At 72.2% G+C, this 24,548-nt stretch carries 22 protein-coding genes and 1 riboswitch; of the genes, 8 read left to right on the top strand and 14 right to left on the bottom strand.

Going from position 1 to position 24,548, the window contains the following annotated elements; translation table 11 throughout:
• Nucleotides 1–32: 32 nt before the first annotated feature.
• Nucleotides 33–163, bottom strand: a riboswitch (FMN riboswitch).
• Nucleotides 164–417: 254 nt separating this feature from the next.
• Together ACFY1J_RS19820 and ACFY1J_RS19815 are read left to right on the top strand one after the other, a co-directional pair.
• Nucleotides 418–1,308: an RNA polymerase sigma-70 factor gene (locus ACFY1J_RS19820; protein ID WP_390712473.1), complete on the top strand. Its 891-nt coding sequence runs from the start codon at nt 418–420 to the stop codon at nt 1,306–1,308.
• Between the two features lie 101 nt (nt 1,309–1,409).
• The gene (locus tag ACFY1J_RS19815) at nt 1,410–2,162 is read left to right on the top strand and encodes an SDR family oxidoreductase (protein ID WP_390712472.1); all 753 of its coding nucleotides are present in this window, start codon (nt 1,410–1,412) and stop codon (nt 2,160–2,162) included.
• A 17-nt stretch (nt 2,163–2,179) separates the two neighbouring features.
• Here ACFY1J_RS19815 and ACFY1J_RS19810 read toward each other — a convergent pair whose 3' ends face one another.
• Nucleotides 2,180–3,691 carry an ROK family transcriptional regulator gene (locus ACFY1J_RS19810; protein WP_390712471.1) on the bottom strand — a complete coding sequence of 504 codons (1,512 nt, stop codon included), beginning with the start codon at nt 3,689–3,691 and terminating at the stop codon, nt 2,180–2,182.
• Between the two features lie 122 nt (nt 3,692–3,813).
• Between ACFY1J_RS19810 and ACFY1J_RS19805 the strand changes: the two genes are divergently transcribed.
• Entirely contained in the window at nt 3,814–5,028 is a 1,215-nt protein-coding gene (locus ACFY1J_RS19805; protein ID WP_390731586.1) for an MFS transporter, read from the top strand.
• On the opposite strand, the gene ACFY1J_RS19800 is transcribed toward ACFY1J_RS19805, so the two are convergent.
• Nucleotides 4,988–5,446: an acyl-CoA thioesterase gene (locus ACFY1J_RS19800; protein ID WP_390731585.1), complete on the bottom strand. Its 459-nt coding sequence runs from the start codon at nt 5,444–5,446 to the stop codon at nt 4,988–4,990. The genes ACFY1J_RS19805 and ACFY1J_RS19800 overlap by 41 nt on opposite strands.
• An 89-nt stretch (nt 5,447–5,535) precedes the next feature.
• Nucleotides 5,536–6,801: an alginate lyase family protein gene (locus tag ACFY1J_RS19795; protein WP_390712468.1), complete on the bottom strand. Its 1,266-nt coding sequence runs from the start codon at nt 6,799–6,801 to the stop codon at nt 5,536–5,538.
• Between the two features lie 122 nt (nt 6,802–6,923).
• Here ACFY1J_RS19795 and ACFY1J_RS19790 point away from each other — a divergent pair, with 122 nt between their 5' ends.
• Nucleotides 6,924–8,315, top strand: a complete 1,392-nt coding sequence (locus ACFY1J_RS19790; protein ID WP_390731584.1) for a uracil-xanthine permease family protein — start codon at nt 6,924–6,926, stop codon at nt 8,313–8,315.
• On the opposite strand, the gene ACFY1J_RS19785 is transcribed toward ACFY1J_RS19790, so the two are convergent.
• A complete protein-coding gene (locus ACFY1J_RS19785; RefSeq protein ID WP_390731602.1) occupies nt 8,282–9,412 on the bottom strand; it encodes a glycoside hydrolase family 6 protein in 1,131 nt (376 codons plus the stop codon). The genes ACFY1J_RS19790 and ACFY1J_RS19785 overlap by 34 nt on opposite strands.
• Before the next feature lie 184 nt (nt 9,413–9,596).
• Between ACFY1J_RS19785 and ACFY1J_RS19780 the strand changes: the two genes are divergently transcribed.
• Nucleotides 9,597–10,283, top strand: a complete 687-nt coding sequence (locus ACFY1J_RS19780) for a DUF5995 family protein (RefSeq protein WP_390712466.1) — start codon at nt 9,597–9,599, stop codon at nt 10,281–10,283.
• 98 nt (nt 10,284–10,381) lie between these two features.
• The gene (locus ACFY1J_RS19775) at nt 10,382–11,311 is read left to right on the top strand and encodes an LLM class F420-dependent oxidoreductase (protein ID WP_390731583.1); all 930 of its coding nucleotides are present in this window, start codon (nt 10,382–10,384) and stop codon (nt 11,309–11,311) included.
• Nucleotides 11,312–11,330: 19 nt separating this feature from the next.
• On the opposite strand, the gene ACFY1J_RS19770 is transcribed toward ACFY1J_RS19775, so the two are convergent.
• The 10 genes from ACFY1J_RS19770 to ACFY1J_RS19725 all read right to left on the bottom strand — a co-directional run bounded on the left by ACFY1J_RS19770 (nt 11,331) and on the right by ACFY1J_RS19725 (nt 23,038).
• Nucleotides 11,331–13,043 carry a flavin monoamine oxidase family protein gene (locus ACFY1J_RS19770; protein ID WP_390712464.1) on the bottom strand — a complete coding sequence of 571 codons (1,713 nt, stop codon included), beginning with the start codon at nt 13,041–13,043 and terminating at the stop codon, nt 11,331–11,333.
• Nucleotides 13,044–13,122: 79 nt separating this feature from the next.
• The gene (locus tag ACFY1J_RS19765; protein ID WP_390712463.1) at nt 13,123–13,911 is read right to left on the bottom strand and encodes a carbon-nitrogen hydrolase family protein; all 789 of its coding nucleotides are present in this window, start codon (nt 13,909–13,911) and stop codon (nt 13,123–13,125) included.
• Nucleotides 13,912–14,156: 245 nt separating this feature from the next.
• Nucleotides 14,157–14,537 (bottom strand): DUF742 domain-containing protein, encoded by a 381-nt coding sequence (locus ACFY1J_RS19760; RefSeq protein ID WP_390712462.1) that lies wholly within the window; start codon nt 14,535–14,537, stop codon nt 14,157–14,159.
• A gap of 7 nt (nt 14,538–14,544) precedes the next feature.
• Complete coding sequence (locus ACFY1J_RS19755) at nt 14,545–14,991, bottom strand: roadblock/LC7 domain-containing protein (protein ID WP_390712461.1); 447 nt, start codon at nt 14,989–14,991, stop codon at nt 14,545–14,547.
• Nucleotides 14,981–17,437 carry a nitrate- and nitrite sensing domain-containing protein gene (locus ACFY1J_RS19750; protein WP_390731582.1) on the bottom strand — a complete coding sequence of 819 codons (2,457 nt, stop codon included), beginning with the start codon at nt 17,435–17,437 and terminating at the stop codon, nt 14,981–14,983. The genes ACFY1J_RS19755 and ACFY1J_RS19750 overlap by 11 nt, the downstream gene beginning before the upstream one ends.
• A gap of 138 nt (nt 17,438–17,575) precedes the next feature.
• Nucleotides 17,576–19,039: an HAD-IA family hydrolase gene (locus ACFY1J_RS19745; RefSeq protein ID WP_390731581.1), complete on the bottom strand. Its 1,464-nt coding sequence runs from the start codon at nt 19,037–19,039 to the stop codon at nt 17,576–17,578.
• Between the two features lie 58 nt (nt 19,040–19,097).
• On the bottom strand, nt 19,098–20,177 hold the full coding sequence (locus ACFY1J_RS19740) for an ABC transporter ATP-binding protein (protein ID WP_390712458.1): 1,080 nt from the start codon (nt 20,175–20,177) through the stop codon (nt 19,098–19,100).
• A 4-nt stretch (nt 20,178–20,181) separates the two neighbouring features.
• The gene (locus tag ACFY1J_RS19735) at nt 20,182–21,000 is read right to left on the bottom strand and encodes an ABC transporter permease (protein ID WP_390731580.1); all 819 of its coding nucleotides are present in this window, start codon (nt 20,998–21,000) and stop codon (nt 20,182–20,184) included.
• Complete coding sequence (locus ACFY1J_RS19730) at nt 20,985–21,884, bottom strand: ABC transporter permease (protein ID WP_390712456.1); 900 nt, start codon at nt 21,882–21,884, stop codon at nt 20,985–20,987. The genes ACFY1J_RS19735 and ACFY1J_RS19730 overlap by 16 nt, the downstream gene beginning before the upstream one ends.
• Entirely contained in the window at nt 21,881–23,038 is a 1,158-nt protein-coding gene (locus tag ACFY1J_RS19725) for an ABC transporter substrate-binding protein (protein ID WP_390712455.1), read from the bottom strand. The genes ACFY1J_RS19730 and ACFY1J_RS19725 overlap by 4 nt, the downstream gene beginning before the upstream one ends.
• 215 nt (nt 23,039–23,253) lie before the next feature.
• On the opposite strand from ACFY1J_RS19725, the gene ACFY1J_RS19720 reads away from it, so the two are divergent.
• Together ACFY1J_RS19720 and ACFY1J_RS19715 are read left to right on the top strand one after the other, a co-directional pair.
• A complete protein-coding gene (locus tag ACFY1J_RS19720) occupies nt 23,254–24,009 on the top strand; it encodes a GntR family transcriptional regulator (protein ID WP_390731579.1) in 756 nt (251 codons plus the stop codon).
• Nucleotides 24,006–24,467, top strand: coding sequence for a hypothetical protein (locus ACFY1J_RS19715; protein ID WP_390712453.1), 462 nt, complete (start codon nt 24,006–24,008; stop codon nt 24,465–24,467). Before ACFY1J_RS19720 ends, ACFY1J_RS19715 begins: the two co-directional genes overlap by 4 nt.
• The last annotated feature ends 81 nt before the right edge of the window (nt 24,468–24,548 follow it).

Below are 24,548 nucleotides of genomic sequence, written 5' to 3'. Positions count from 1 at the left end.
TACGGCGGCGCGCACAGGTGCATGCCCGCCCGCCGCGCACTGCCTCCCATCCGGACTTTAACCGTCGGTCCAGGAATTTCACCTGGTCAACCGGCCGCTGGAAGCGACCGGGTCGCGGACTGTAACCGCCGGTTCGGACTTTCACCGACCCCGGAGTGCGCTGCTTCTGGTACAGGGCCAGTGTGCCACGCCCGATCGTCATCCATACAGACGAGGCGTGTGGGGTGGCTCACAGACCGTATCCCTGGACTTCCACGGCCCGCTGACGATCCGTCGGTTCCCGGTGCGCAACCCATTGACTGAATGGTCTAGTCCTTTTAGTGTTCGGGCGGGCCCGGCGGCGGTGACGACGGCCCTTGCCCGCCGCCGGGTCGCCGCGCGCTGCGGCCGTTGCGGCCGCTCTGGCAGGGTGAGCGCATGACGACGACGCCGATCGCCGAGGAATTCGAGGCCCACCGACCACGCCTGTTCGGTCTGGCCTATCGGATGCTCGGCTCCGCCGAGGAGGCCGAGGACACGGTCCAGGACGCGTTCGTGCGTTTCGACGGCGCGGACCGCGCGGACATCGAGCATCCGTCGGCCTGGCTGGCCAGAACGGTCACCAACCTCTGCCTCAACCGGCTGACCTCGGCCCGCGCCCGGCGCGAGCAGTACGTCGGGGACTGGCTGCCGGAGCCGGTACTCACCTCCGACGGCACCCTCGGGCCCCTGGAGTCGGCGGAGCAGCGGGACGCGGTGTCGATGGCGATGCTGGTCCTGCTGGAGCGGCTGACGCCGACCGAGCGGGCGGTGTACGTGCTGCGGGAGGCGTTCGGCTACGGGCACCGGGAGATCGCCGGCCTGCTGGACCTGGGCGAGGCCAACTGCCGTCAGCTGTACCGGCGGGCGGTGCAGCGGGTGGCGGCACCGCAGGGGCGCTTCGATCCGGCTCCCGAACAGCAGGAGAAGCTCGTCGCCTCGTTCATCACGGCGTCCCGCGACGGCGATCTGGCCGGCCTGGAGAAACTGCTCGCGGCCGAGGTGACCTGGTGGAGCGACGGCGGCGGCAAGGTCTCGGCGGCCCGGCGGCCGATCGAGGGCCGCGACAAGGTCCTGCGCTTCCTGGCGGGCGGGGCCGTGCGGTTCGCGGCGGGCTATTCCTACACGGCGGCCGAGGTCAACGGCGCGAGCGCGCTCGTCGTGTGGGACGGCGACGCACTGGTCGGTGTCGTCTGCTTCGAGACGCGCGACGGGCTGATCGCGCACGCGCGGGCCGTGGTGAACCCGGACAAGCTGGACTTCGTACGGCGTCAGCTGGCACGTTCCTGAAAATGTTCCGCGGGACTGTCACATCTCGCGGGGACTGTCCGGTCTCAGCTGACGAAGGGCGCTCCACCCCGGGGCGCCCGGCGTCCGAAAGGCTCAACAGCATGACCACGATCCTGGTGACCGGCGGCACCGGAACCCTCGGCCGGCTCGTCGTCGAGCGGCTGCGCGCCGGCGGGCTCGAGGTGCGGGTGCTCAGCCGGAGCGCCCGGCCCTACGCCGTCGACCTGCGCAAGGGCGGGGCCGGCCTGGACCCGGCCGTCGCGGGCGTGGACACCGTCGTGCACTGCGCGAGCTCGCCGAAGGGCGACGAGGGAGCGGCACGGAACCTGATCGCGGCGGCGCGGCGGGCGGGTGTCCGCCATCTCCTCTACATCTCGATCGTCGGCATCGACCGGGTGCCGCTCGGCTACTACAAGTCCAAGCTCGCCGTGGAGAGGCTGGTCGAGGAGTCGGGGCTCGGCTGGACGGTGCTGCGGGCCACGCAGTTCCACGATCTGCCGGCGCAGCTGTTCCAGGCACTGGCCAAGCCGCCCGTGATGCTGCTTCCGGCCGGGATCTCGGACCAGCCGATCGAGGTGGCCGAAGTTGCGGACCGGCTGGCCGAGTTGGCGGCCGGGGCGCCCGCCGGACGGGTCGCGGACATGGGCGGACCCGAGGTACGGACGCTCGACTCCCTGGCCCGCGCCTATCTGAAGGCGACCGGTCGGCGCCGCCCGGTGGTGTCGCTCCCCCTGCCCGGCAGAACGGCCCGGGCCTTCCGGAACGGCGGCCATCTCACGCCCGAGCGGGCGGTGGGCAAGGGGACGTTCGAGGAGTATCTGGCGGGCCGGTTCGGGGACGTCAGCGGCAGGTGAGGGCAACGAGCCCGGGGCTACCGCTCCGGCGGTGCGAAGAGCTCGTCCTGGGCCCGCTCGCGCGCTGTCAGCAGGGCGCCGCGCAGTACGGCCGAGCCACCGAGGCCACTCGCCCGCACCTCGGTGACCAGCGGCGACATCCGACGGATCCGCTCCTCCACCCGTCTGGCGAGCACCCCTTTCCCGGCCTTCCCGACCTCCCCGCCGAGGACCACGCACCCCGGATCCAGGATGGCGACGACGGAGGCCACCCCGAGGGCAATCCGCTCGGCAAGGTCATCGAGAAAACGAGCGGCGACCACACGGTCCACAGCCACGGAGGGGACACCACAGCCTCCGTCACCGACCTCACCACCCTCGCCACGGCTTACGGCCTCACGGCCCACACCACCGCTCCCGTCACCCACGCCACCAACGCCGGAAGCCCCGCGACCCGCATCACCGGCCTCACCACCCTCACCGCAGGCCGAGACGCCGAGACCCCCGCCACCACCGCCGCCGCGATCACCTGCAGAGCGCGCCGAGACCAGGCGCTCTGCGCCGCCGTCCTCGCGGCCGGAGGTCGCGTGGCCCTCACCGCCATTCGTGCCCGCACCGTCGGCGCCACGGCCGGCGGCATCCCCGACCACTTCCACCAACCCCCGCACCAAGCCCGCCACCGCGCCCGGCTCGGACGGGTCCGCGGTGCTGTCCCACAGCCCGTGGTCGGTCGCCAGTTGGGCGATTGCCGTCGATCCGACCAGTGAGTGGTAGCCGCCCTCGCAGTCCGTGGCGGAGGGGAGGGCCGGGGTGCCCGGGACCGGCAGGAAGCCGATCTCGCCCGTGCCGCCGGAGGCCCCGCGTCGGAGGCTGCCGTCGAGGACGACGGCCGCGCCCGGGCTGTGGCCCAGCCAGAGGAGGACGAAGGTGTCGCGGTCCCGGGCCACGCCCTCCTCCTGCTCGGCCAGGGCGGCGAGGTTGGTCTCGTTCTCGACGCTGACGCGGGCCTCGGGGAAGCGTTCCTGGAGCGCGGCGACCAGCCGGCGGTGCCAGGCGGGCAGGCCCGCCGAGTCGCGGAGCTCCCCGGTGGCGGGGTCGATGAGCCCCGGCGCGCCGATCCCCACGGTGTGCACGTGTTCGACCTCGGCTTCCTTCACCGCCCGTTCCACCAGCGCCGTCGCCTGCTCCAGCGCGGGCCCGGTCCCGGTGTCCCCGCCGATCGGCCCGGCGGCCTCGGCGAGCACCCGGCCGAGCAGGTCGGACACCAGTACGGAGACGCTCGCGGTGCGGACGTCGAGCGCGGCCAGGTGGGCCCGGTCGGCGACGATGCCGTACAGCCGGGCGTTCGGGCCGCGGCGCTGCTCACCCGCCTCCCCGACCACCGTGATCAGGCCGGACGCGGTGAGGCGTTCGACGAGGTCGGCGACCGTGGGCCGGGACAGTCCGGTCAGCTGTTTCAACTGGCCTGCCGTCAGTGGGCCTTCGCGCTGCAACAGCCGCAGGGCGAGCCGGTCGTTGATGGCCCGGGCAGTGCTCGGTGATGCGGGCATGACGGGAATCCTCCCAGACCGGCGCTCCGTGCCCGGCCGCATAGTGCCTATCTATCAGGAAGGGTCCCTGATAGTTTACGGCGGGACAGCGGGGTGTCACCCGTCCGGGGAGGGGCTGCAACATGAGTGACGTGGTCTACGACCAGCGTGAGGTGAGGCGCGCCCGGTACGCCGTGGCGGCCGTGTTCGCCGTGCACGGCGCCGTCACCGGCTCGTTCGCGACCCGCGTGCCATGGATCCAGGACCACGCCTCACTCGGGGCGGGGCAGCTCGGGTTCGCGCTGGCCTTCACGGCGTTCGGCGCCTCGTGCTCGATGCCGCTGGCGGGCCGGATCAGTCACCGCTTCGGCAGCCGGACGGCCCTGCGCGGGCTGATCGTCCTGTGGACGCTGTCCCTGGTCCTTCCGTCGCTGGCGCCGAACCTGTACACGCTGTGCCTCGCCATGTTCGTCTACGGGGCGAGCGCGGGCATGGCCGACGTGGCCATGAACGCGCTCGGCGTCGAGGTGGAGCGGCTGCTCGACAGGTCGGTCATGTCGGGGCTGCACGGCATGTGGAGCGCGGGCGCGCTGATCGGCTCCGCGGCCGGCACCCTCGCCGCCCATCTGGGCTCCGACGCGCGCCTGCACTTCGCCCTCGCGGCGGCCACGCTCACGGCGCTCGGCATCCTGGCCGCCGGCCGGGTCCTGGACGTTCAGCCCGCCGAGGACGAGGAGCCGCCGCCGAGGTTCGCGCTGCCGCCCAGGTCGGCACTGCTGATCGGCGCGGTCGGCTTCTGCGCGGTGTTCGCCGAGGGGGCCAGCCTGGACTGGTCGGCGGTGTTCCTGCGCGACCGGCTGGACAGTTCGGCCGGCCTGGCGGCGGTGGCGACGACCGGATTCATGCTGACCATGGCGGTGGCCCGGATCGCCGGGGACGCGGTGGTGAACCGCTTCGGCGCGGTCCGCACCGTCCGTACCGGGGGCGTTCTCACCGTCGTCGGCGGGCTGCTGATCGTCGTTGCGGGCCAACCCGCCGTGGCGATGGCCGGGTTCGCGCTGATGGGCCTCGGGATCGCGGTCGTCGTACCGCTGTGCTTCGCGGCGGCCGGGCACAGCGGACCGAACCCCAGTCAGGCCATAGCGGGCGTGGCGACCATCACCTACACCTCGGGCCTGATCGCGCCCGGCCTGATCGGCGGGGTGGCGCAGGCGACGAGCCTGGTGGTGTCGTTCGCCCTGGTCACCGCGCTGGCCTGCGGACTCGTGGTCTTCGCGGGCGTGCTGCGGGTCGGCGGGCGCGGCGGCAGGACCGAGGTCAGTGCGCGGGCCGCAGCAATTCCCGACCCGCGGCCCTGAAGCCCTCGCTCCACGGTGCCGGGCGCAGCGTCGCCGCGTCCAGCCGCACCAGGACCCGGGTGCCGTGGGCGTAGGTCACCGCTCCGTCGGTCGAGCAGAAGCGGAAGCCGTAGGTCAGGCCGGTGTTGCCGAGCCGCTCCAGCCACAGGTGGACGGCGTAGGCGCCCGGCCTGGTCACCGGTGCCTCGTAGCCGATCCGCAGCTCCTTGACCGCGTTGCAGGCGTCGCCGGCTGCCTCCCAGTCGCCGTCGAAGCGGATGCCGTACTCGTTCCACAGCTCGGTCCAGGCGCGCTCGACCATCAGCGGATAGCGGGCGTTGTGCAGCAGTCCGAGCGCGTCGAGGTCGTCGAAGTGGACGGTGACGGGTATCAGCCGGCCGTACGACAGGGCGGGGGCGATCGGGGCTTCGGCGGTCACGGGAGGGACTCCTGAGCGTGCGGGTGGGACGGTGGGAACACTCCATCCTAAGCGAGCGCTCAGAAGTCCCGGTCAGGAAGGCCCCCTGGTCAGCCCGCGATCGAGTCCAGCTGCTCCGCGGCCGGCCGCAGCGGCCAGAGGTCGCCGCCGGGTGGCGTCTCCAGCTTCGGGACGGCCTTCTTCGCCGCCGAGTCGCCCGCGTCGGCGGCCGCGTGGACGACGTCGCTCGCCGCGTACCGGTGGAACTCCAGCTCCGGGTGCGGCCAGGCGGCGGCCCCGGTGGCCGCGGGCAGCAGATAGTCCAGGGCCTTGAACAGGCTCTGGCCGTCCGGCCCCCGGTAGGCCCAGAGGCTCACGCCCACATGCCGTCCGATGGCGGCGAGCCGGGTGTACGCGACCAGGTCGAAGGTCGAGTAGTGCCAGCTCCGGGTGCGCGCCAGCTCCTGCGGCTGACTGCCGTCGGCCGCGATCTGCGGATCGATGCGTTTGGCGCGCGCGTCGAGCACCGTGCGCCGGGCGAGGGCCTTGTCGCCGGTCGCGTACGCGAGGGCGGCGAGCTGCATGTCGTAGAACGTGCCGTGATTGTTGCCGGCCGCGCCCTCCTGCCTGCCGAAGTCGCTGTTCTTCAGCCAGCCGAGGAAGTCGGAGTTCCACCGTGCCATGCCGGTGCGGTCGGCGGCCGTCCAGCCGGGGGCGCCGGTGGCGAGTACGGCGAGCGCGTCGACGACGCTGGTGTACGACTGCGAGAAGTCGATGATGCCGATGGCCCTGCCGTCGTACTTGCACGGTATGAACTGCGCATGGTTCAGATTGGGGTTCATCCGGGTCGCCGGGTCGAGGAACCAGGTGCGCAGGACCTGCCCGGCCTTCTCGGCGTACTCCCGCCTGCCCGTGTAGTACCAGGCGAGCGAGAGGTCGTACGTGGAGTCGAAGACCTTCTCGACGTCCTGGCGGTCGGTGCCGCTGTCCACCTCGGGATTGCGCTGCCCGTCGCGCTGGACGTACGGGCAGCCCCATGGGTTGTCGGCGGTCGGCGTGCGGGTGGGCCACCAGTAGGGAGCCTGGCTCAGATAGTCGTGGACGTCGCCGCCGGGGGCGGGCCTGGGTTTGTCGACCACCGTCCAGGGGCCCTGGCCGAGCCAGGCGTCGGCGCGGGCGGTCAGCTTCTCCAGCGCGGCGCGCAGCCGGGGGTCGCCGTGGTCCAGCCGGGTCCGGGCCTCCTGGAGCCGGGCGCCGTCGAGGACGGCGGTGTCCGGGGTCTTCGGGACCGCGCGTGCGGAGGCGGAGGGGACGGCCATGGCCGCGAAAGCCGCCACGGCGGCCATGATCAGGGCAACACGGGGTCTTCCACTCATCAAGACACTCCGATCATGAATGTGAACGCCGTTCATGAATAGGACCGTGTGAGCGTAGAACCACCAGGTACCCCTGACAATGGTCCGGACCGTCTTCACGTACAGAGAAAGCGAAGTCCCACATGAACCTCGGCGTCCGCTGGAAGCTGCACGGCGACGGGCGCACGCCCGAGCCCGGAGCGGTGGTACGCCCCGACGAACGGCTCTCCTGGCCGCGCACGGCGGGACTCGGCGCCCAGCACGTGGTGGCCATGTTCGGCGCGTCCTTCGTGGCCCCCGTCCTGATGGGACTGGACCCCAATCTCGCGATCATGATGTCCGGCGTCGCGACCGTGATCTTCCTGCTCGCCACCCGCGGCCGGATTCCCAGCTATCTGGGCTGCTCGCTCTCCTTCGTGGGCGTGGCCGCGGTGATCCGCGCGCAGGGCGGCACGAGCGCGACCGTGACCGGCGCGGTCTTCGTCGTCGGCGTCGCGCTGTTCCTGGCCGGACTCGCGGTGCAGCGCTTCGGAGCGCGGATCATCCATGCCACGATGCCGCCGATCGTCACCGGCGCGGTCGTGATGCTGATCGGCTTCAACCTCGCTCCGGTGACCGCGTCCACGTACTGGCCGCAGGACCAGTGGACGGCGCTGCTGGTGATGCTGTTCACCGGTCTGGCGGTCGTCTGCCTGCGTGGATTCTGGTCCCGTATCGCGATCTTCCTGGGCCTGCTCTTCGGGTACGGCATCTCATGGGCCTTCGACCAGATCTTCGGGAAGATCCACTCGGTGGACGCGAGCGGCAGGCTCACCGACCACTGGCGGCTCGACCTCTCCGGTGTCGGCAGGGCCGACTGGGTCGGGCTGCCGTCCTTCCACGGCCCGTCCTTCCAGTGGTCGGCGGTCCTGGTCGCGCTCCCGGTCGTCATCGCCCTGGTCGCGGAGAACGCCGGACACGTCAAGGCGGTCGGCGAGATGACCGGCGAGCGCCTCGACGACAGGCTCGGCACGGCGATCTCGGCCGACGGCGTGGCGTCGATGCTGTCCACCGCGGTGGGCGGGCCGCCCAACACCACGTACTCCGAGAACATCGGCGTGATGGCCGCGACCCGCGTCTACTCGACCGCCGCGTACTGGGCCGCCGCCGGCTTCGCGCTCCTGTTCGGCCTCTGCCCCAAGTTCGGCGCGGTCGTCGCCGCGATCCCGGGCGGTGTCCTCGGCGGCATCACCGTCATCCTGTACGGCATGATCGGCCTGCTCGGAGCGCAGATCTGGACCAACGCCCGGGTCGATCTGCGCAACCCGCTGAACCTCGTACCGGCCGCCGCGGGCATCGTCATCGGCGTCGGCAACGTCACCATGAAGTTCACCGCCAACTTCTCCCTCAGCGGTATCGCGCTGGGCACGCTGGTGGTCATCACCGGCTACCACGCACTGCGCCTCATGGCACCCGCCCACCTCAAGGTCCAGGAGCCCCTGCTGGACGAGGGCACGTCGTCCTACGACGAGGAGACCGACCGCGCCAGTTCGTAGGCGTACGACGGGGTGAACGTCCCGGCCGCCGCCCTGCAGCCGTCCGACTCCCCCGGCGGCTTCACCCACAGGTAGGCGTCGATGCGCCGCTCGCCGGTGTTCAGGGTGGGGGTGCGGCCGAGCCTGCGGCCCGCCGGGTCGCACCACTCGCCGTCGGCCGGGGCGCCGTTGCCGTTGCGGCTCGTGTCGATCACCGCGCCGAAGCCGGCGGGACCGCCAAGGGTGTCGAGGACCTGCCGGTCGTAGGCGATCTCGTCGGCCGTGGTGCGGAAGTTGGAGACGTTGCTGAAGATGCCGTCGGAGGACGCCGGTGACGCGGCGCCCGCCTGCCTCAGCAGGGCCGCCTGCCGGTCGGCCGGGTTCCAGCCCGAGTGGCCGGCGTCGTAGTAGACCCGCGCCCCGGGGTCGGCGGCCTTCAGGACCCGGCCCGCGCGGGCCAGCGAGGCGAACCGGTCGGCGCGGTCCGCGGCCGGGAGGCAGTCGGACTGGGCGATCGAGTCCGGCTCCAGCACGACGACGACCTCGCCGGAGCCCAGCCCCTGGGCGAAGGCGTCGATCCAGGCGTCGTACGCGGCGAGATCGGGCGCCCCGCCCTGGGAGGCGCCGCCGCAGTCGCAGTCCGGGATCGCGTACGGCACGAGCACCGGCACCCGGCCCCGCGCCGCCGCTGCCGAGGTCACCGCGCGCACCCGCGAGGCGATGGTCGCCGGGGTGTGGTCGGTGAACCACACGGCGGCCGGCTGGTTGGCAATACGGGACTCGATGAGCGCGGCGCGGGGGTCGTCGGGGTGGGCCCGGACCCAGTCGAGCACCTGGGAGTCCGGGTGCCGGTAGAGGCGGTGGGGCAGGACGGCGGTCCGTTCCCTGCGTTCACTGCGGGTGGGGGAAGGTCCGGGCCTCGTCGACTCCTTCTTCACGGACGGGGAGACGGTGGGAGTGGGCGGCGCGGATGCCGACGGCACCGGGGGCAACGGCGCCGGGCTCGTCGTGTGCGTGAACTCGGGCCGGGCTCGGTCGGAGCCGTGCCCGTCGTCGAGCGCCGAGAGCATCCCGGTCGCGGTGCCGACGGCGGTCACGACCGAGGCCAACGCCACCATCGCGCCGCGCCGGAGGGCACGCCTGCGTGCGGCCCTGCGTGCGGCCAGGCGGCGGGCACGTAAACCGGACACAGTGCCCCTCCCCTCCCCCACCTTGCGCTCGCGCAACGGGGCGTTCCCCCGTTGTGGGGAAGCACCGGGCCCGTCGGCACGCCGGTCGGCCCAGGGCTGGGACCCTTCCCCCATGCCGCAGTTGGAACACTTCACCGCTTGCGTCGACACCGTCGTCGCCCGGATGCGCGCCCTGGACTCGGCCCTGCCCGAGCGGGACGGGGTCGCGGTGTTCAACCGCGTCTACCTGGCCGTCACCGAGGAGGTGGAACGGCGCCTGGACGCCGGGCAGTTCACGGACCCGCGGGCGGCGACCGCGCTGGACGTACGGTTCGCGGAGCGGTATCTCGCCGCCGTGGACGCGGTCGCGGACGACCGCCGTCCGCCTGCCTGCTGGCGCCCGCTGTTCCAGCTCCGCCGCCATCCCGGTGTACGACCCCTGCAGTTCGCCCTCGCGGGCATCAACGCGCACATCGGCCACGATCTGGCGCTCGCCGTCGTGGACACCTGTCGTACGCTCGGCTGCGAACCGGCCGATCTGGAGGACGAGTTCGACCGCGTGGGCGACCTCCTCGTATCGCTGGAGGAACGCATCCGCGAGGATCTGATGCCCGGCCCCGATCTGCTCCAGATCGCCGACCCGCTCACCCATCTGCTCGGCTCGTGGAGCCTGGAGCGCGCCCGGGAGGCCACCTGGTCGGCGGCGCGGGCCCTGTGGGCGCTGCGCCGGTTCGAGGACGTCGCCGAGGAGCTCACCGAGCGCCTCGACGCGGCCGTGGGCTTCGCCGGGCGCATGCTGCTGACCCCGCTCGCCGACTGACGCGACCCGATCCGGCCATCCCCGCCACGCCTCACCGGAACTCCGCGGCGATCACTGTAGGTTGCAGCCGAAACCGATCGCGAAGGAGCACTCGGCACATGGCGACCAGGCTCGGACTCAGCCTTCCGCAGAATCGGCAGTACGCCCTCGGCAAGGACGTGCCCGATGTGGCACGCACCGCCGAGGGGATCGGATACGACAGCCTGTGGGTGTACGAGCGGGCCCTCTTCCCGGAGCCCGCGACCCAGGGCCTGTACGGCATCGAGGGCATGCCCTGGCCGGACTCCTACCGCGGTGTGGCCGAGCCGCTGGTCACGCTGACGCTCGCCGCCGCGGCGACCGAGCGGGTCCGGCTGGGTTCGAGCGTGCTGGTCGCGCCCCTGCACCAGCCGTTCCAGCTGGCCAAGTCCCTCGCCACACTGGACGCGGCGAGCGGCGGCCGGGTGATCGCCGGCTTCGGCACGGGCTGGTCGCTGGACGAGTACGCGGCCGCCGGCATCCGGCCGATCGCGGAGCGCGGCAAGGTGCTCGACGAGACCATCGAGGTCTGCCGCGCGGTGTGGGGCCCCGACCCGGTGCGCTACGACGGCCGGCTCACCAAGATCGAGTCGGCCGTGGTCGGGCCCAAGCCCGCCCGGCCGATCCCCATCCTGCTGGCCGCGAGCAACAAGCGGGCGCTGACCCGGCTCGTCGACCACGCCGACGGCTGGCTGCCGGTGGGCATGGGCGTCGAGCAGATCGCCGCCCAGTGGGCCCAACTGCAGGACCTGGCGTCCGAGCGCGGGCGCAAGGAGCCGGTCCAGACGGTCCTGCGGGTGAACGCCGCCTACTCGGCCAAGCCCTACGACGGCCCCGACCGCCGCCCCTTCCAGGGCAACGCGGACCAGATCGTGGAGGACCTGGTCGCGCACGCGGCAATCGGCCTGGAGGAGATCCTCGTCGACCTCCAGGACTCCGCGCGGGACGCCCAGGAGCTCAAGGACATCGCCTCGGAGGTCTACGAGAAGGCCCGCGCGGCCGGGGTGTAGGACAGGGCCTGGTCCTGGCCTAGTCCTCGGGGAGCTCGACCGGCGCGATCTCGTCGTAGACGTCACCCGGGCCCGGGTTGGCCGCGTCGGTCGTGCCGCCGAAGTGGTGCATGACGCCCCAGACCGCGTTCAGCGCGGTCTGGACGGCACCCTCGGCCCAGCCGGCCGTCCAGGAGATGTCGTCGCCGGCCAGGAAGATGCCCCGCTTGTCCTCGGGCAGCCGGTCCTGCATGAAGTGGGTGTACAGGCGGCGCTGGTAGCGGTAGTGGCCGGGCAGGTTGGCCTTGAACGCGCCCATGAAGTAGGGCTCGTTCTCCCAGGAGACGGTCACCGGGTTGCCGATGATGTGCTTCCTGATGTCGACCTTGGGGTAGATCTCGCCGAGCGACTTCAGCATGACCTCCATCCGCTCGTTCGCGGACAGCGGCAGCCACTTCAGGCTGTCGTCGCACCAGGTGTAGGAGAGGCAGATGACGGCGGGCTTGTCCGGACCGTCGTCCAGGAGGTAGGTGCCGCGCGTCATACGGTCGGTGAGCGTCATCGACATGACGTCCCGGCCGGTCGGATTTCCCCCGTCGTCGACGGCCTTGTCCAGCCAGAACGGCCGGTCCACCGGCACGAAGAGCTTCGAGGACTCCATGTAGTGGGTCCGCTCGATGGCCGTCCAGTGGTCGATCGGGAAGAGCGAGTCGTCGCAGGCGATCTTGGACAGCAGCATCCAGGACTGGGCGGTGAAGATGGCCGCCTTGAAGGTGCGGATGTCGCCGTTCGCGTCGGTCACCGTGATCTGGTTGCCCGCGGTGCGGTGCAGCCGGGTCACGGCCGGGCGCGGCTCGCCGTTCTCGTGCAGGGTCTTCAGCGAGGTGCCGTACGGCCAGTGGACGATCTTCTCCGGCTCGCGCTCCCACAGCCGCACCGGCAGCTGCTGGGAGCCGCCGACGATGCCGCGGTGGTGGTCGTCGGCCTCGGTGTAGACGACGCGCAGGATCTCCAGGATGGAGTTCGGGAAGTCGGTGTCCCAGCCGCCGGTGCCGAAGCCGACCTGGCCGAAGATCTCGCGGTGCCGGAAGGACTTGAAGGCCTCGGACTCGCAGAGGAAGCCGTAGAAGGTCTGGTTGTCGAGCTTCTCGACCAGCTTCGCCCAGATCTCACGGATGCGCGGCACGTCCCGCTCGCGCATGGCGCGGTTCATGTCGGAGAAGTCGGCGCCCTCGTCGAGGCACTTGTTCCAGGCCTCGGCGACGTCACGGTAGACCTGCGGCAGGTCGTCGATGGTCTCGGCGTAGTGCGACTCACCCTTGAGGTCGACGACGGTCGAAGGCGTCGCCTCGGCAAGGGGGTTGGGGAAGGCCTTGGTCTCCAGGCCGACCAGGTCGATGTAGTGCTGGAGGGCGGTGGAGGACGGCGGGAAGCGCATCGCGCCCAGCTCGCAGTTGAGCGACTCGTCGCAGCCCTCGAAGCCGACGGTGCGCAGCCGGCCGCCGAGCTGGTCGGCCTCGTAGACGACGGGCTTGAGGCCCATCTTCATCAGCTCGTAGGCGGCCACGATGCCGGACAGACCGCCGCCGACGACCGCGACCTCGGTGCCGTGCTCGGTCGCGGGGACCTGGCCGAGGCCCGCCGGGTGGGCGAGGAAGTCGTCGTACGCGTACGGGAAGTCCGGGCCGAACATGGTGATCGGCGGCTGCTGCTCGTCGGCGTGCTGGACGGCGTTGGGCACCGTGGACGTCATGGGGTACGGACTCCTTGCGCGGGAAGAACTCGGGGGAAGTTCTGGGGAGGGGTTCGGGGGGGCGGGCAGATCGGGAGGTTCAGACGAGCGACCCGTAGAGGCCGGGGCGGCGGTCCTTCAGATACGGGTTCGCCTCGCGGGAGGCGGCCAGGAAGGCGGGGTCGACGTCGGCGAGGACGAGTTCCTCGGCGCGGCCGGCCCGGGTGCGGGCGACTCCGTCGGGACCGGCGAGGACGGACAGTCCGACGAATTCGAACTCGCCCTCCGGACCGACCCGGTTGACGTACGCCACGTACATCTGGTTCTCCCAGGCCCGCACCGGGACGAGGGACTCGGCGACGAACTGGAACGGATGCATCTGCGCAGTCGGCACGACGAGGAGGTCGGTGCCGGCCAGGGCGTGGGCGCGGACGTTCTCCGGGAACTCGACGTCGTAGCAGATCATCAGGCCGACGGTCAGGCCGTTCAGCTCGGCCTGGACGACGGGCTGGTCGCCCGGGGTGAAGTGGTCGCGCTCGAAGCAGCCGAAGAGGTGGGTCTTGCGGTAGTTCGCGAGACGGGTGCCGTCCGCGGAGATCAGCTGGACGGAGTTGTGGACCGTGTCGCCGTCGCGCTCCGGGTAGCCGTAGGCGATGGCCAGACCGTGCCGGCCGGCGAGCTCGGCGATCGCGTCGGCCGAGTCGCCGTCGGCGGGCTCGGCCAGGCGGCCGATGTCGTCGCCGATCGCGTACCCGGTGAGGAACATCTCCGGCGTGGAGAGCAGCGCGGCGCCCGCGGCGGCGGCGCGGCCCGCGGCCTCGTCGAGGACCTTGAGGTTCTCGACGGTCGAGCCGGGGCGGCCGGAGCTCTGGAGCAGGGCGGTGCGCATGCGTGTTCCTCACCGGTACGGAGGGGTTTGGGGGCCAGTTAGAAGGTACGTTCGGCGGACTCGGCCGGACAAGGAGGAGCCGTTGCGCGCCGGTGAGCGGTTCGTTGCGTGCACCCGGCACCGAGCGGCGATTCGTTGCGTACCCTCGGGCCACGGATCCGGGCGATCGTGGCCCACCGGAGCCGGCCCGGCGGCCTGACCTGCGCATACGCCCCGAAGTTGGTGCTGCACGAACGCCGTCGGTGTCAGAGTTCGCGCAGTCGCTCGACGATCTCCTGGAGCAGCTCCGGGTCGGCCGCGGGGCCGGAGACCGGCAGACGGCGCGGCTCGTCGATGCGCACCAGCCCGGCCTCGGCCAGATCGCCGAGCAGCACGCGTACGACGGTCAGGGGCAGGTCGGCGTCCGCGGCGAGCTCGACGACCGGGCGCGGGCCGCGGCGCACCAGGTCGAGCAGGGCGGTGCGGGCGTGGTCGACGCCCGGCCGCGCCGTGTCCGTCTCCAGGGCGGTGACCCGGGACATCAGGTCGATGGTGTGCCGCTCCGAGGGCCGGGTGCGGCCCCGGGTGACGGTGTAGGGGCGCACCATCGACCCGGTCTCGTCCTCGTACCAGTGGTCGTCGCGCACGGCCGGATCAGGTGGCCGAGCGTGCGGCGGCGTCCAGGTGGCGGCCGAGGCGGCGGACGAGCAGCGCCATCTCGTGGGCCAGCTGTCCTACGTCGGTCTGCACCTCGCTGAGCACGGCCAGGCGGCTGCCGTCGCCGGCCGGGGTGATGAAGAGGTAGGCGTCGTCGAGCATCACCATCGTCTGCCGTACCTCTCCGGCCTCGAACCGCTCCCCCGCCGAGCGGGCCAGGCTGTGGAAGCCGGAGCAGACGGCGGCGAGGTGCTCGATGTCCCGTCTGCGCATGCCCTCCGAGGCGCTCAGCGGCAGGCCGTCCGCGGTGAGGAGCACGGCCTGACGGACGTGCTCGGTCCTGGCCACCAGGTCGTCGAGCAGCCAGCCGAGGCCGGCGTCGGGTGCTCCGGCCCGGTGCTCATGGGTCTGTGCGTCACCGTGTGTCGTCTCGTCACCGTGCATCGTCGGCGTCCGTCCCTTCGTCGGCGTCTGTGGTCGTGGGCAGGCCCTTGCGGCCCCGTTCGAGGCCGCGCTGGAAGGCGCCGAAGACCGCCCGCATCTCCTCGGCGTCGACCTCACGCTCCGGGGCGGCATCTCGGGGCGGCGGGTCGTCGCGCAGCGGTGCGGCGAGCGAGGCCTGCCGAACGCGGGTGGGCAGCGCGGGAGCGTCCATGTCGGGAGCGGGAGCGTCCGCGTCGGGAGCAGGGCCGACGCCCTCCCTCGGCCCGCTCACCTGGCCGCCCTCCGTCACCAGGCGCACCACCCGACCGGGCTCGGCCGTCAGGTCCTGCACCCGGCCGTGCTCGGCGAGCGAAACCCGCGTCCGGCCGTCCTCCGCCCGGTCGGTGTCCGCCGAGTGGCCGTCGGCTCGACCGTGCTGGGGCGCCGGGGCCGTTGCCCGTGGCCGCTCCGCGCGGCCGGGGGCGCCGGAGCCGCGCCGTGACGGCAGGCTGCGTACCGGCGTGTCCGGGTCCGCGCTCCCGTCGCCTGCCTCGGGCTCCAGCTCCGCCAGGAGCGTCGACGGCAGCAGTACCACCGCGGTCGTACCGCCGTACGGCGAGTCCCGCAGGGTGACCTGGATGCCGTGGCGGGCGGCCAGGCGGCCCACAACGTACAGGCCGAGCCGGTCGTGCCGGGTCGGGTCGAAGGCGTCGGGGTCGGTGAGGGTGCGATGGGCGTCGGCGAGCTGGTCGGGGTCGAGGCCGAGGCCCCGGTCGTCCAGCTCCAGGACGAAGCCGCCGGACGCCCGGCCGGTGCGCAGGGTGACCTGCGTGTGCGGCGGCGAGAACACCGTGGCGTTCTCCAGGAGCTCGGCGATCAGATGCACAACGTCGGCCACGGCGTCCGCCGCGACCCCGACCTCGGCCATCGGCGGGACCACCACGCGCGTGTAGTCCTCGATCTCGCCCACCGCGGCCGACACCACGTCCGCGACCGGCACCGGACGTCGCCATCTGCGCCCGGGCACCGCGCCGGACAGGATGATCAGGCTCTCCGCGTGCCGGCGCATACGCGTGGTCAGATGGTCGATGCGGAACAGCTGGCGCAGGATGTCCGGATCCTCGGTGCGCCGCTCCAGCGTGTCGACGAGCTTCAGCTGGCGATGGACGAGCGCCTGGTTGCGGCGGGCGATGTTGAGGAGCACCGCGAACAGCCCGCGCCGCAGGGTGGCCTGCTTGACGGCCGCTTCGACGGCGGCCAGGCGCGCGGCGTTGAAGGACCGGCCGACCTGGCCGATCTCGTCGGCCCGTACCTCGTCGGCGGCCAGCGGCGGCGCCTCCGCGACCGCGTCCACGTCCTCACCGGCACTCAGCCGTCGCATCACGTCCGGCAGTTGCCGGGTGGTCAGCACGTCGGCGGCGTCCCGCAGCGTCTCCAGGCGGCGGGAGATCCGCCGGGCGCCGCGCACCGCGAACCACAGGGACACTCCCACGGCGGCCAGCCCGGCCACCGCGACGACGACCGCCTTTGTCAGCTCCTGGTAGGCGAACGCCCGCCCGCGCGCGGCCGAGTTCTCGGCGGAGCGGGTGCACAGCTGCATATAGCGCTTGACGGCCCGGTCGCTGGTCGTCCGCCAGGTGCCGGCCGCGACGGCCTCACCGGCGTGTGCCGGACCGGCCCGCAGCAGCGCGTCCTCGCCCCGCACCAGCGAGCGGTGCAGGTCGCCGCGCTGGAACTCCTCGAACAGGGCGCGCGAGTCGGACGGCAGGTCCGGCACATACGTCCGCTCGAAGACCCGCCGGTCCTCGATCGTCGCGGTCAGGGTGTCGTACTGCCGGTCGGACAGCGTCCCCGCGGCCCGTGCCCCGGCGACCAGGGCGTCCTCGCGGGAGACGAACTCCCGTACCCGCACCAGCTCGATGACGACCTGCGCCTCCCGGGCGAGCTGCCCGGCCTGCAGGGCGGTGAGCGTGGACTGGACGTCGAAGCCGGGCTCGACGAGTGCGCCGTACTCGGTGACGGCCCGGTCCCAGGAGATCCGCCGGGCCAGCACGCGGTCCCGCAGCTCGTCCAGTCCGTCGGTGGCGTGGAGCATCGCGTCGAGCGTGTCCCGCTGCCGGTCGCTGAGCCGGCTGCGGTCGCCGTCCCGGATCGCGTCGCGCATGGCACTCACGGCGCGGTCGGTGCGGCGCTGCTGGGCCAGCAGGTTCCCGGCGGCGGCCGTGTCGTGGCCCGCGCCCAGGTAGGTGGCCGAGAGCCGCCGTTCGATCTGGATCTGGCCGATGGCCGTGTCCACGGGGGTGCCGAAGTCCTCGTACACCCCCTGGAGCCGGATCAGCGCCCGCAGTTCGCCGGTGACGGACACCATGGCGAAGCTCCACAGTGCCATCAGGGCGACGACCGGAGCGAGTGCGAGTGCCACGATCCGGGTGCGGACGGTGGTGGGACGGCCGACGGGCCAGCGCATGGAATACCTGCCGGTGTTACCAGTCAGTAGAAAGTCCGGCACAACCTACGGGATCGCCACCTGCACCGCAATGGTTGCCCCGGGTAACCCCGGGGCAGTTCCCGGGTGACCGCGGCTGAGTTCCCCGGTGACCCCGGCTCAGTTCCCGGGCACCGAGAACCTGGTGACCACCGCGGCGTGGTCCGAGGGCCAGTCGTTGCCCGCGACGTCGGGCCAGGGGCGCGGGATTCCGCTGACCACCGTCCGGGAGTCGAGCACCGTCAGACCCCGGTGCAGGACGTAGTCGATCCGGTCCTGCGGCTCGGGCCGGCCGCTGCCGTCCTCGTGCACCGGATGGATCGGGGACCAGGTGTGGCCGGGGGCCGTGTCCGGGTCAGGGTGGGCCTCCCGGTAGGAGTCGCGCAGCCCCGCCCGCTCCGCCGCCTTCGTCACCGGCCACTCGACGTCGGGCCAGTCCAGGTGGGAGGGGCAGTTGAAGTCGCCGACGAGGACGACGGGCACCCCGTCGCCGTTCGACTCGGCGATCCGGTCCAGGGCGTCCTGCATCTGCGCGAGCCGGACCTCCTCGTGGGCGACGAGCACGTCCGACGGGAGAGCGTCGAAGGCGGACTCGTAGGGCCCGTACGGCGTGTAGTGGAGGTGGGCGGTCCAGACGTCGACCTCGCGGCCCGGGGCGATCTCGATCCGGACCCCGGCGGCGCCGTAGAAGCCGACGTCCGGGTCACCGAAGCGGGCGGTGACCGGGTGGCGGCTGATGACGCCCAGGTTCTCCCCGGCCCGGTGGTGGTGCCAGCCCAGTGCGTCGGCGAGCTCCTGGGCCGCGGTGCCGCCGGTCTCCTGGAGACCCACCACGTCGACGCCGCTCTCCAGGATCGCCTTGAGCTGCTTGGCACGGTGGTCGTCGACCGGGCTGCCGCCGAGCCACAGGTTCCAGGTCATGACGCGCAGTTCGTATCCGACCATGTCTCGCAGATCCTCCGGGGTGACGGCGACGAGGCTGTCGCGTACGGTCCGGCCGGGCGCCGCCTCGATCGGCGCGAGGGACGGCACGGCGAGGACGGCGCACCCGGCCGCCTCCGCCGAACTGACACCGGTACCGGTGTCCTCGACCGCCACGCAGGCCGCCGGGTCGACACCGAGCGCACGGCAGGCGGCGAGGTAGGGATCCGGGGCGGGCTTGGTGCGGCCGGTGTCGTCGGCGGTGACGGAGGCGGCGAAGCGGCCGGCGCCGAGGGCTTCGAGCACGGTGTCGGCGACCGCGCGTGGGGACGCGGTCACCAGGGCGGTGGGCACGCCGTCGCGGGCGAGGGCGTCCAGCAGGTCGAGCGCGCCGGGGCGTGGCACGGTGCCGGTGCGGACCCGGGCGACGAACTCCCGGTGCAGCTCCCGCGCGATGCCGTCGGCCGGCCTGCCGGTGGCCGCGCCGAGCCACTCGGCGGTGTCCTCGACGGCACGGCCGAGCACCTCCGGCTGGTCCGCCTCGGTCAGCGGGCGTCCGGCGACCTGCTCCACCGCCTCCCACCACAGTCGCTCGGTGTCGACGAGCGTGCCGTCCATGTCGAACAGGACGGCCTGGAGCGGGAGTCGGGGGTGGGGGGTCACGTTTCTCTCTTTCTTCACTGACAGAACTGACAACTGCGCCGACCGGTCGGTGCGTCCGCTACCGGTCGCTTCGCTCGGCCACGAGCACCGGGCGCTCGGGCAGCGACACGCTCACCGCGGCTCCGGCGCCGAGTCCGGCCGCCTCGTGCGCGGGCAGGTCGGCCTTGGCCTCGGTGCCGTCGGCGAGCCTGACGGTCACCCGGACGACCGCGCCCAGGAAGGCCGTGGCGACGACGCGCGCGGTGCCCTCGTCGTCCGCGGCCACGCGGACGGCCTCGGGCCGCACCAGCACGTCGACCTCGGTCACGGCAGGCCCCTCGCCGTCTACCGGCAGCCGCTGCCCGAGCACCTCGACCGAGCCGTCCTTCAGGACGCCCGGGATCCGGCTCATCGTGCCGACGAACTCGGCGACGAAGGCGGTGGCGGGCCGGCCGTACAGCTCGGCGGGGGCGGCGCACTGTTCGAGCCGTCCGGCGCGCATGACGGCGACCCGGTCGGCGACGGACAGCGCCTCCTCCTGATCGTGCGTCACGAAGAGCGTGGTGATGCCGAGTTCCTGCTGCAGTCTGCGGATCTCCTCGCGCAGGGTCAGCCGTACCTTGGCGTCGAGCGCCGACAGCGGCTCGTCGAGCAGCAGCACGCGCGGGCGCAGGGCAAGCGCGCGGGCCAGCGCGATGCGCTGCTGCTGGCCGCCGGAGAGCTGGTGCGGGAACCGCTCCCCCTTGTCGCCCAGGCCGACCAGCTCCAGCAACTCGGCGGCGCGCGAACGCCGTTCGGCCGTGCGCACCTTGCGCATGCGCAGCCCGAAGGCGACGTTGTCGACCGCGTTGAGATGCGGGAAGAGGCTGTACGACTGGAAGACCATCCCGGCGTCACGGCGGTGGGCCGGGACGTGGGTGACGTCCTCGCCGTCCACCAGCACGGCGCCGGAGTCCGGGTGTTCGAACCCGGCGAGCATGCGCAGCGCGGTGGTCTTGCCGCAACCGGACGGGCCGAGCAGCGCGAGGAACTCGCCCGGCCGCACGGCGAGGTCGAGTCCGTCGAGGGCGACGGTGGACCCGAACTCCCGGCGAAGGCCGCGGAATTCGACCGTGGCGGCCTTCTCCGTGACGGTCGTGTCGAGCGTGGTGGCGGTCATTGGTTCATCCCCGGGACGAAGCGGTTCGGGTACGCCCGCCGGCACCGGCGAGCGCGAGGAGCAGGGCCCATGTGACGAGCAGGCTCAGCACGGACACGGCGACGGACATCTGGGCCTGCGAGCCGCCGACGTTGTAGATCCACACGGCGAAGGGCTGGAAGCCCAGCAGCCGGGCCACGGTGAACTCGCCGAGCACCAGCGCCAGCGTGAGGAAGGCCGCGTTCAGCAGCGCCCCGCGCAGATTGGGCAGGACGGCCCGGACCAGGGCCTGCGGCCAGGAGGCGCCGCAGCTGCGGGCGGCCTCGACGAGGGTGCGGACGTCGATCGCGCGCAGCCCGGAGTCCAGCGCCCGGTACACGAAGGGCAGCGCCATCACGACGTACGCGAGGACCAGCACGACCGGGAAGCTCGGGTTCTGGATCGCCACGAACGTCTGGAACAGCGGGGTCCGGGACAGGTGGTCGGGACCCCACTTCAGGACGGTCGCGATCCCGGCGACGAACGCGATCGGCGGCACGACCAGCGGCAGTGAGCACACCACCTCGACGACCGGCCGCAGCCGGGGCGCGCCGAGCCGCAGCGCGACCACGGCGGGCACCATCAGCAGCAGGACGACGGCGATGGTGGCCGCGGCCAGCTCCAGCGAGAGCAGCAGGCTGGAGACGAACCCGTCGGCGGAGACGATCTGCGTGTAGGCGTCGAAGGTGACACCCTGCCCGGGCACGTCCACCGTGAAGATCACGGAGGCGCCCAGCGGGACCAGGAAGTAGAGCGCGGCCAGGCCGAGGACGGCCCACCGCCAGGGGGTCAGGCGTCGAGCCATCGGGCGCTCCGTCGTTGCAGGGGCAGATACACGGCCATCACCACACCCGCGACCAGGACCATGTCGAGGCTGAGGGCGAGTGCCACGTTCTCCTGCCCGACCAGCACATTGCCGGAGATGGCGTCGGCGATCTGCAGGGTGACCAGCGGGACCGCGCTGCCGACCATCGCGGCGGCGGTGGCGTAGGCGGCGAAGGCGCTGCCGAAGAGCAGGACGAGGCCCCCGAGCAGGGAGGGCGCGAGCACCGGCAGGGCGACGTGCCGCCAGTACTGGACGGTGGTGGCGCCGTTGTTCCGGGCGGCCTCGCGCCACTGGGAGCGCAGGCCGTCCAGGGCCGGGGTGATGGTCAGGACCATCAGCGGGATCAGGAAGTAGAGGTAGACCAGCACCAGCCCCCAGAAGCTGTAGAGGTCCCAGCCCTTGTCCGCAAGGCCCAGGTGCACGGTCAGCACACCGGCGTTGCCGAGGGTCGCGACGAAGGCGAAGGCCAATGGGACACCGCCGAAGTTGGCGAGGACGCCGGATGCGGTGAGCACGGATTCGCGCAGCGCGCGCGACCGCGAGGTCACGACGGCCTGGGCGAGCGGCAGCCCGAGCAGCGTGGCGAGGGCGGCGGAGACGGCGGACAGCTTGACGCTGCCGACCAGGGCGGTGAGGTACGGCCCCTGCAGCGAGGTGGTCAGGTTCTCGGCGGTGTACGAACTGGCGCCCGTCGTCTGGTCCTTGACGGTGAAGGCGCCGTTCAGCATGGCGAGGGCGGGGATCCCGAAGGCGATCGCGGTGAACACGAGCAGCGGGAGGACGGCGAGCCAGCCGGGGGCACGGCGCCGCCGCTTCTGTGAAGCGAGCGGCGCCGTGTCCACCCTCGTGAGAGCGGTGGTCATCCGGCGACGGCCTTCGACCAGCCCTGCGCGATGACCGTCTTGGCCTTGCTCTGCTGGGCCTCGGTCGGGAAGGTGGGCGTACCGGAGACCTTCGGGAGCTTGGCGGCGGCCGTCTTGTCGAGGGTGCCGGCCTTGTCCAGGGAGGTCATCAGGGCCGGGCGGGCGTAGCCCTTGAGCCACAGGTTCTGGCCCTCGGCGCTGTAGAGGTACTCCTGCCACAGGCGGGCGGCCGCCGGGTGCGGGGCGTCCTTGTTGATGGCCTGGGAGTAGAACTGGGAGAACTGGCCGTCGGTGGGCACCGCGACCTTCCAGTCCACGCCCTTGGACTTGAACTCGTCGGCGTAGCCGGCGTTCAGGTAGTCCCAGTCGATGCTGATCGGCGTCTCGCCCTTCTCGACGGTGGCCGGGGTCGACTCGACGGGCGTGTAGTTGCCGTTCTTCTTGAGCTTGCCGAAGAAGTCGAGGCCGGGCTGGATGTCGTCGAACGAACCGCCGTTCGCGAGGGCGGCCGCGTAGACGCCACCGAAGGCCGAACCGGACTTGGTGGGGTTGCCGTTGAGGGCGACCTGGCCCTTGTACTCCGGCTTGAGCAGATCCTTGAAGGTGGTCGGGCAGTTCTTGACGCGCTTGGCGTCGCAGCCGATGGAGATGTAGCCGCCGTAGTCGTTGTACCAGCGGGCCTGCGCGTCCTTCTGCGCGGCCGGGATGTCGCCGTAGGAGGCCACCTTGTACGGCGCGAGCAGGCCCTGCTGGGCGGCGCTGAGCGCGAAGGAGCTGCCGAGGTCGAGCACGTCGGGGGCCCGGTCCTGGCCCTTGCGGGAGGTCACGGCGTTGATCTCGTCCTGGCTGGAGCCGTCGGGGCTCTCGACCTCGATCTTGATGCCGTACTTCTTCTGGAAGCCGTCGATCAGGGCGCCGTAGTTGGCCCAGTCGCGGGGCAGGGCGATGGCGTGGAGGGCGCCTTCCTTCTTGGCGGCCTTGACCAGCGCGTCCATGCCGCCGAGGTCGGCGGCGGAGGTGGCGGTTGCGGCGTTCTTGCCGTCGGCGGTGGTCGACGCGTTGTCGGGGGCGGCGCCGCAGGCGCTGAGGGCGAGGGCGGCGGCTACGGCGAGGCCACCGGTGAGAACGGCGGTTCGCGGCAGGAACACTGTCACGGTCACTCCAGGGGTGCACACGAGCGGGGAGGTGAGACGACGACAACTTGTCTGAACAAGTTGCGTCACAGTACGCCCGCTCCGGGTGTCCTGTCTGTAAACCACGGAGAAACTTTGACCGCTTGTTGTGTGCATAATCCAGACCGTTTCAGATCACGCTCAGGTCTCGATTAGGCTGGTCACGCTGTGCACAGCGATCTACTCAGAGGGGAAGCATGACTGCGCGACACGAGGAGATCGCCGATGAACTGCGACGGGCGATCGACCGCGAGGAGTACACAGTCGGCAGTCGGCTGCCCTCGGAGACGGAACTCGCCGCGCAGTACGGCGTCTCACGCGGCACCCTGCGCCAGGCCGTCGCGACCCTCACCACCGAGGGACTCATCGGTTCCCGCCAGGGCGCCCGCAGGGTGGTGCTGGCCAGCCGTCGCAGCCAGAGCTTCGAGGAACTGCGCAGCTTCGCGCAGTGGGCGCGGGCGATGGGCCGCGAGGCGACGGGTCATGTCGTGGCGCAGGAGCACCGCCCGGCGACCAAGGAGGACGCCGTCCGCCTCCAACTGCGCGCCGGGACGCCCGTGTTGCACGTCCTGCGGGTGCGCGGTCTGGACGGCGAGCCGGTCCTGCTGGAGCGGACCGTGTACGCCGACTGGATCGCACCGGCCGTCGAGGCCATCGAGCCGGACTGCCCGTCCGTCACCCAGCGGCTCTTCGAGGACACGGGCCTGGTCTTCGCCTACGGCGAGCACGTCATCGACGCGGTGGCGGCGGGCGCCCAGGACGCCGAGCTGCTCGGCATCCGCCGCACCAGCCCCCTGCTGCGGGTCCGCAGGGTGACGACGACCCGTGAAGGGCGCCCGGTGGAGTGGTCGGACGACCGCTACCGCTCGGACGCCGTGAGCTTCAGCGTGCACAATTCGATCGGGAGCAACGCCCTGGCCCGCAAGACGGCCGACTGGGGGGAGCCCGAATGAAGCCCGCCGCGATCGCCGCACTGCCGTTCGTCGACGAGCACACGACCCTCGTCGCGGCGCGGCCCGACGCCGTCTGGCGCGGTCTCGGCGACGTCCTGGACCGCTCGTTCACCCGCCCGCGCGCAACCGGCTACGCGCGCCTGGTCGGCGCCGCCGACCACGCGGTGTCCGGGCCGCGCCGCCCACCGGCCGAGGGCTCGGTGTTCGCCGGGTTCCGGGTGGTCTCCGCGCAACCGGGCCGCGAACTGGTCCTCGCCGGACGCCACCGCTTCTCGACCTACGCCCTGCTCTTCCACCTGGACGCGGCCGGCCCCGGCCACACCCTGCTACGGGCCGAGACCCGGGCCCGGTTCCCCGGCCCCCTCGGCACCCTCTACCGCCTCGCCGTCATCGACACCGGCACCCACGCCCTCGCCGTACGCCGCCTCCTCACCTCGGTCGGCCGCCGCTACGCATAGCGGGACGCAGAGCGGCGAAACCAAGGCGAGCGCCGCAGCGGCAAGAGCGCCGGCACCGCCGGCCGAGGGCACGGTGTTCGC

Origin of the sequence: Streptomyces sp. NPDC001406 (assembly GCF_042895285.1) — a bacterium.
In the GTDB taxonomy this organism is placed as follows: Bacteria; Actinomycetota; Actinomycetes; order Streptomycetales; family Streptomycetaceae; genus Streptomyces.
The sequence above is the reverse complement of the archived record's forward strand: the minus strand, read 5'-3'. Positions and strand labels throughout refer to the sequence as shown.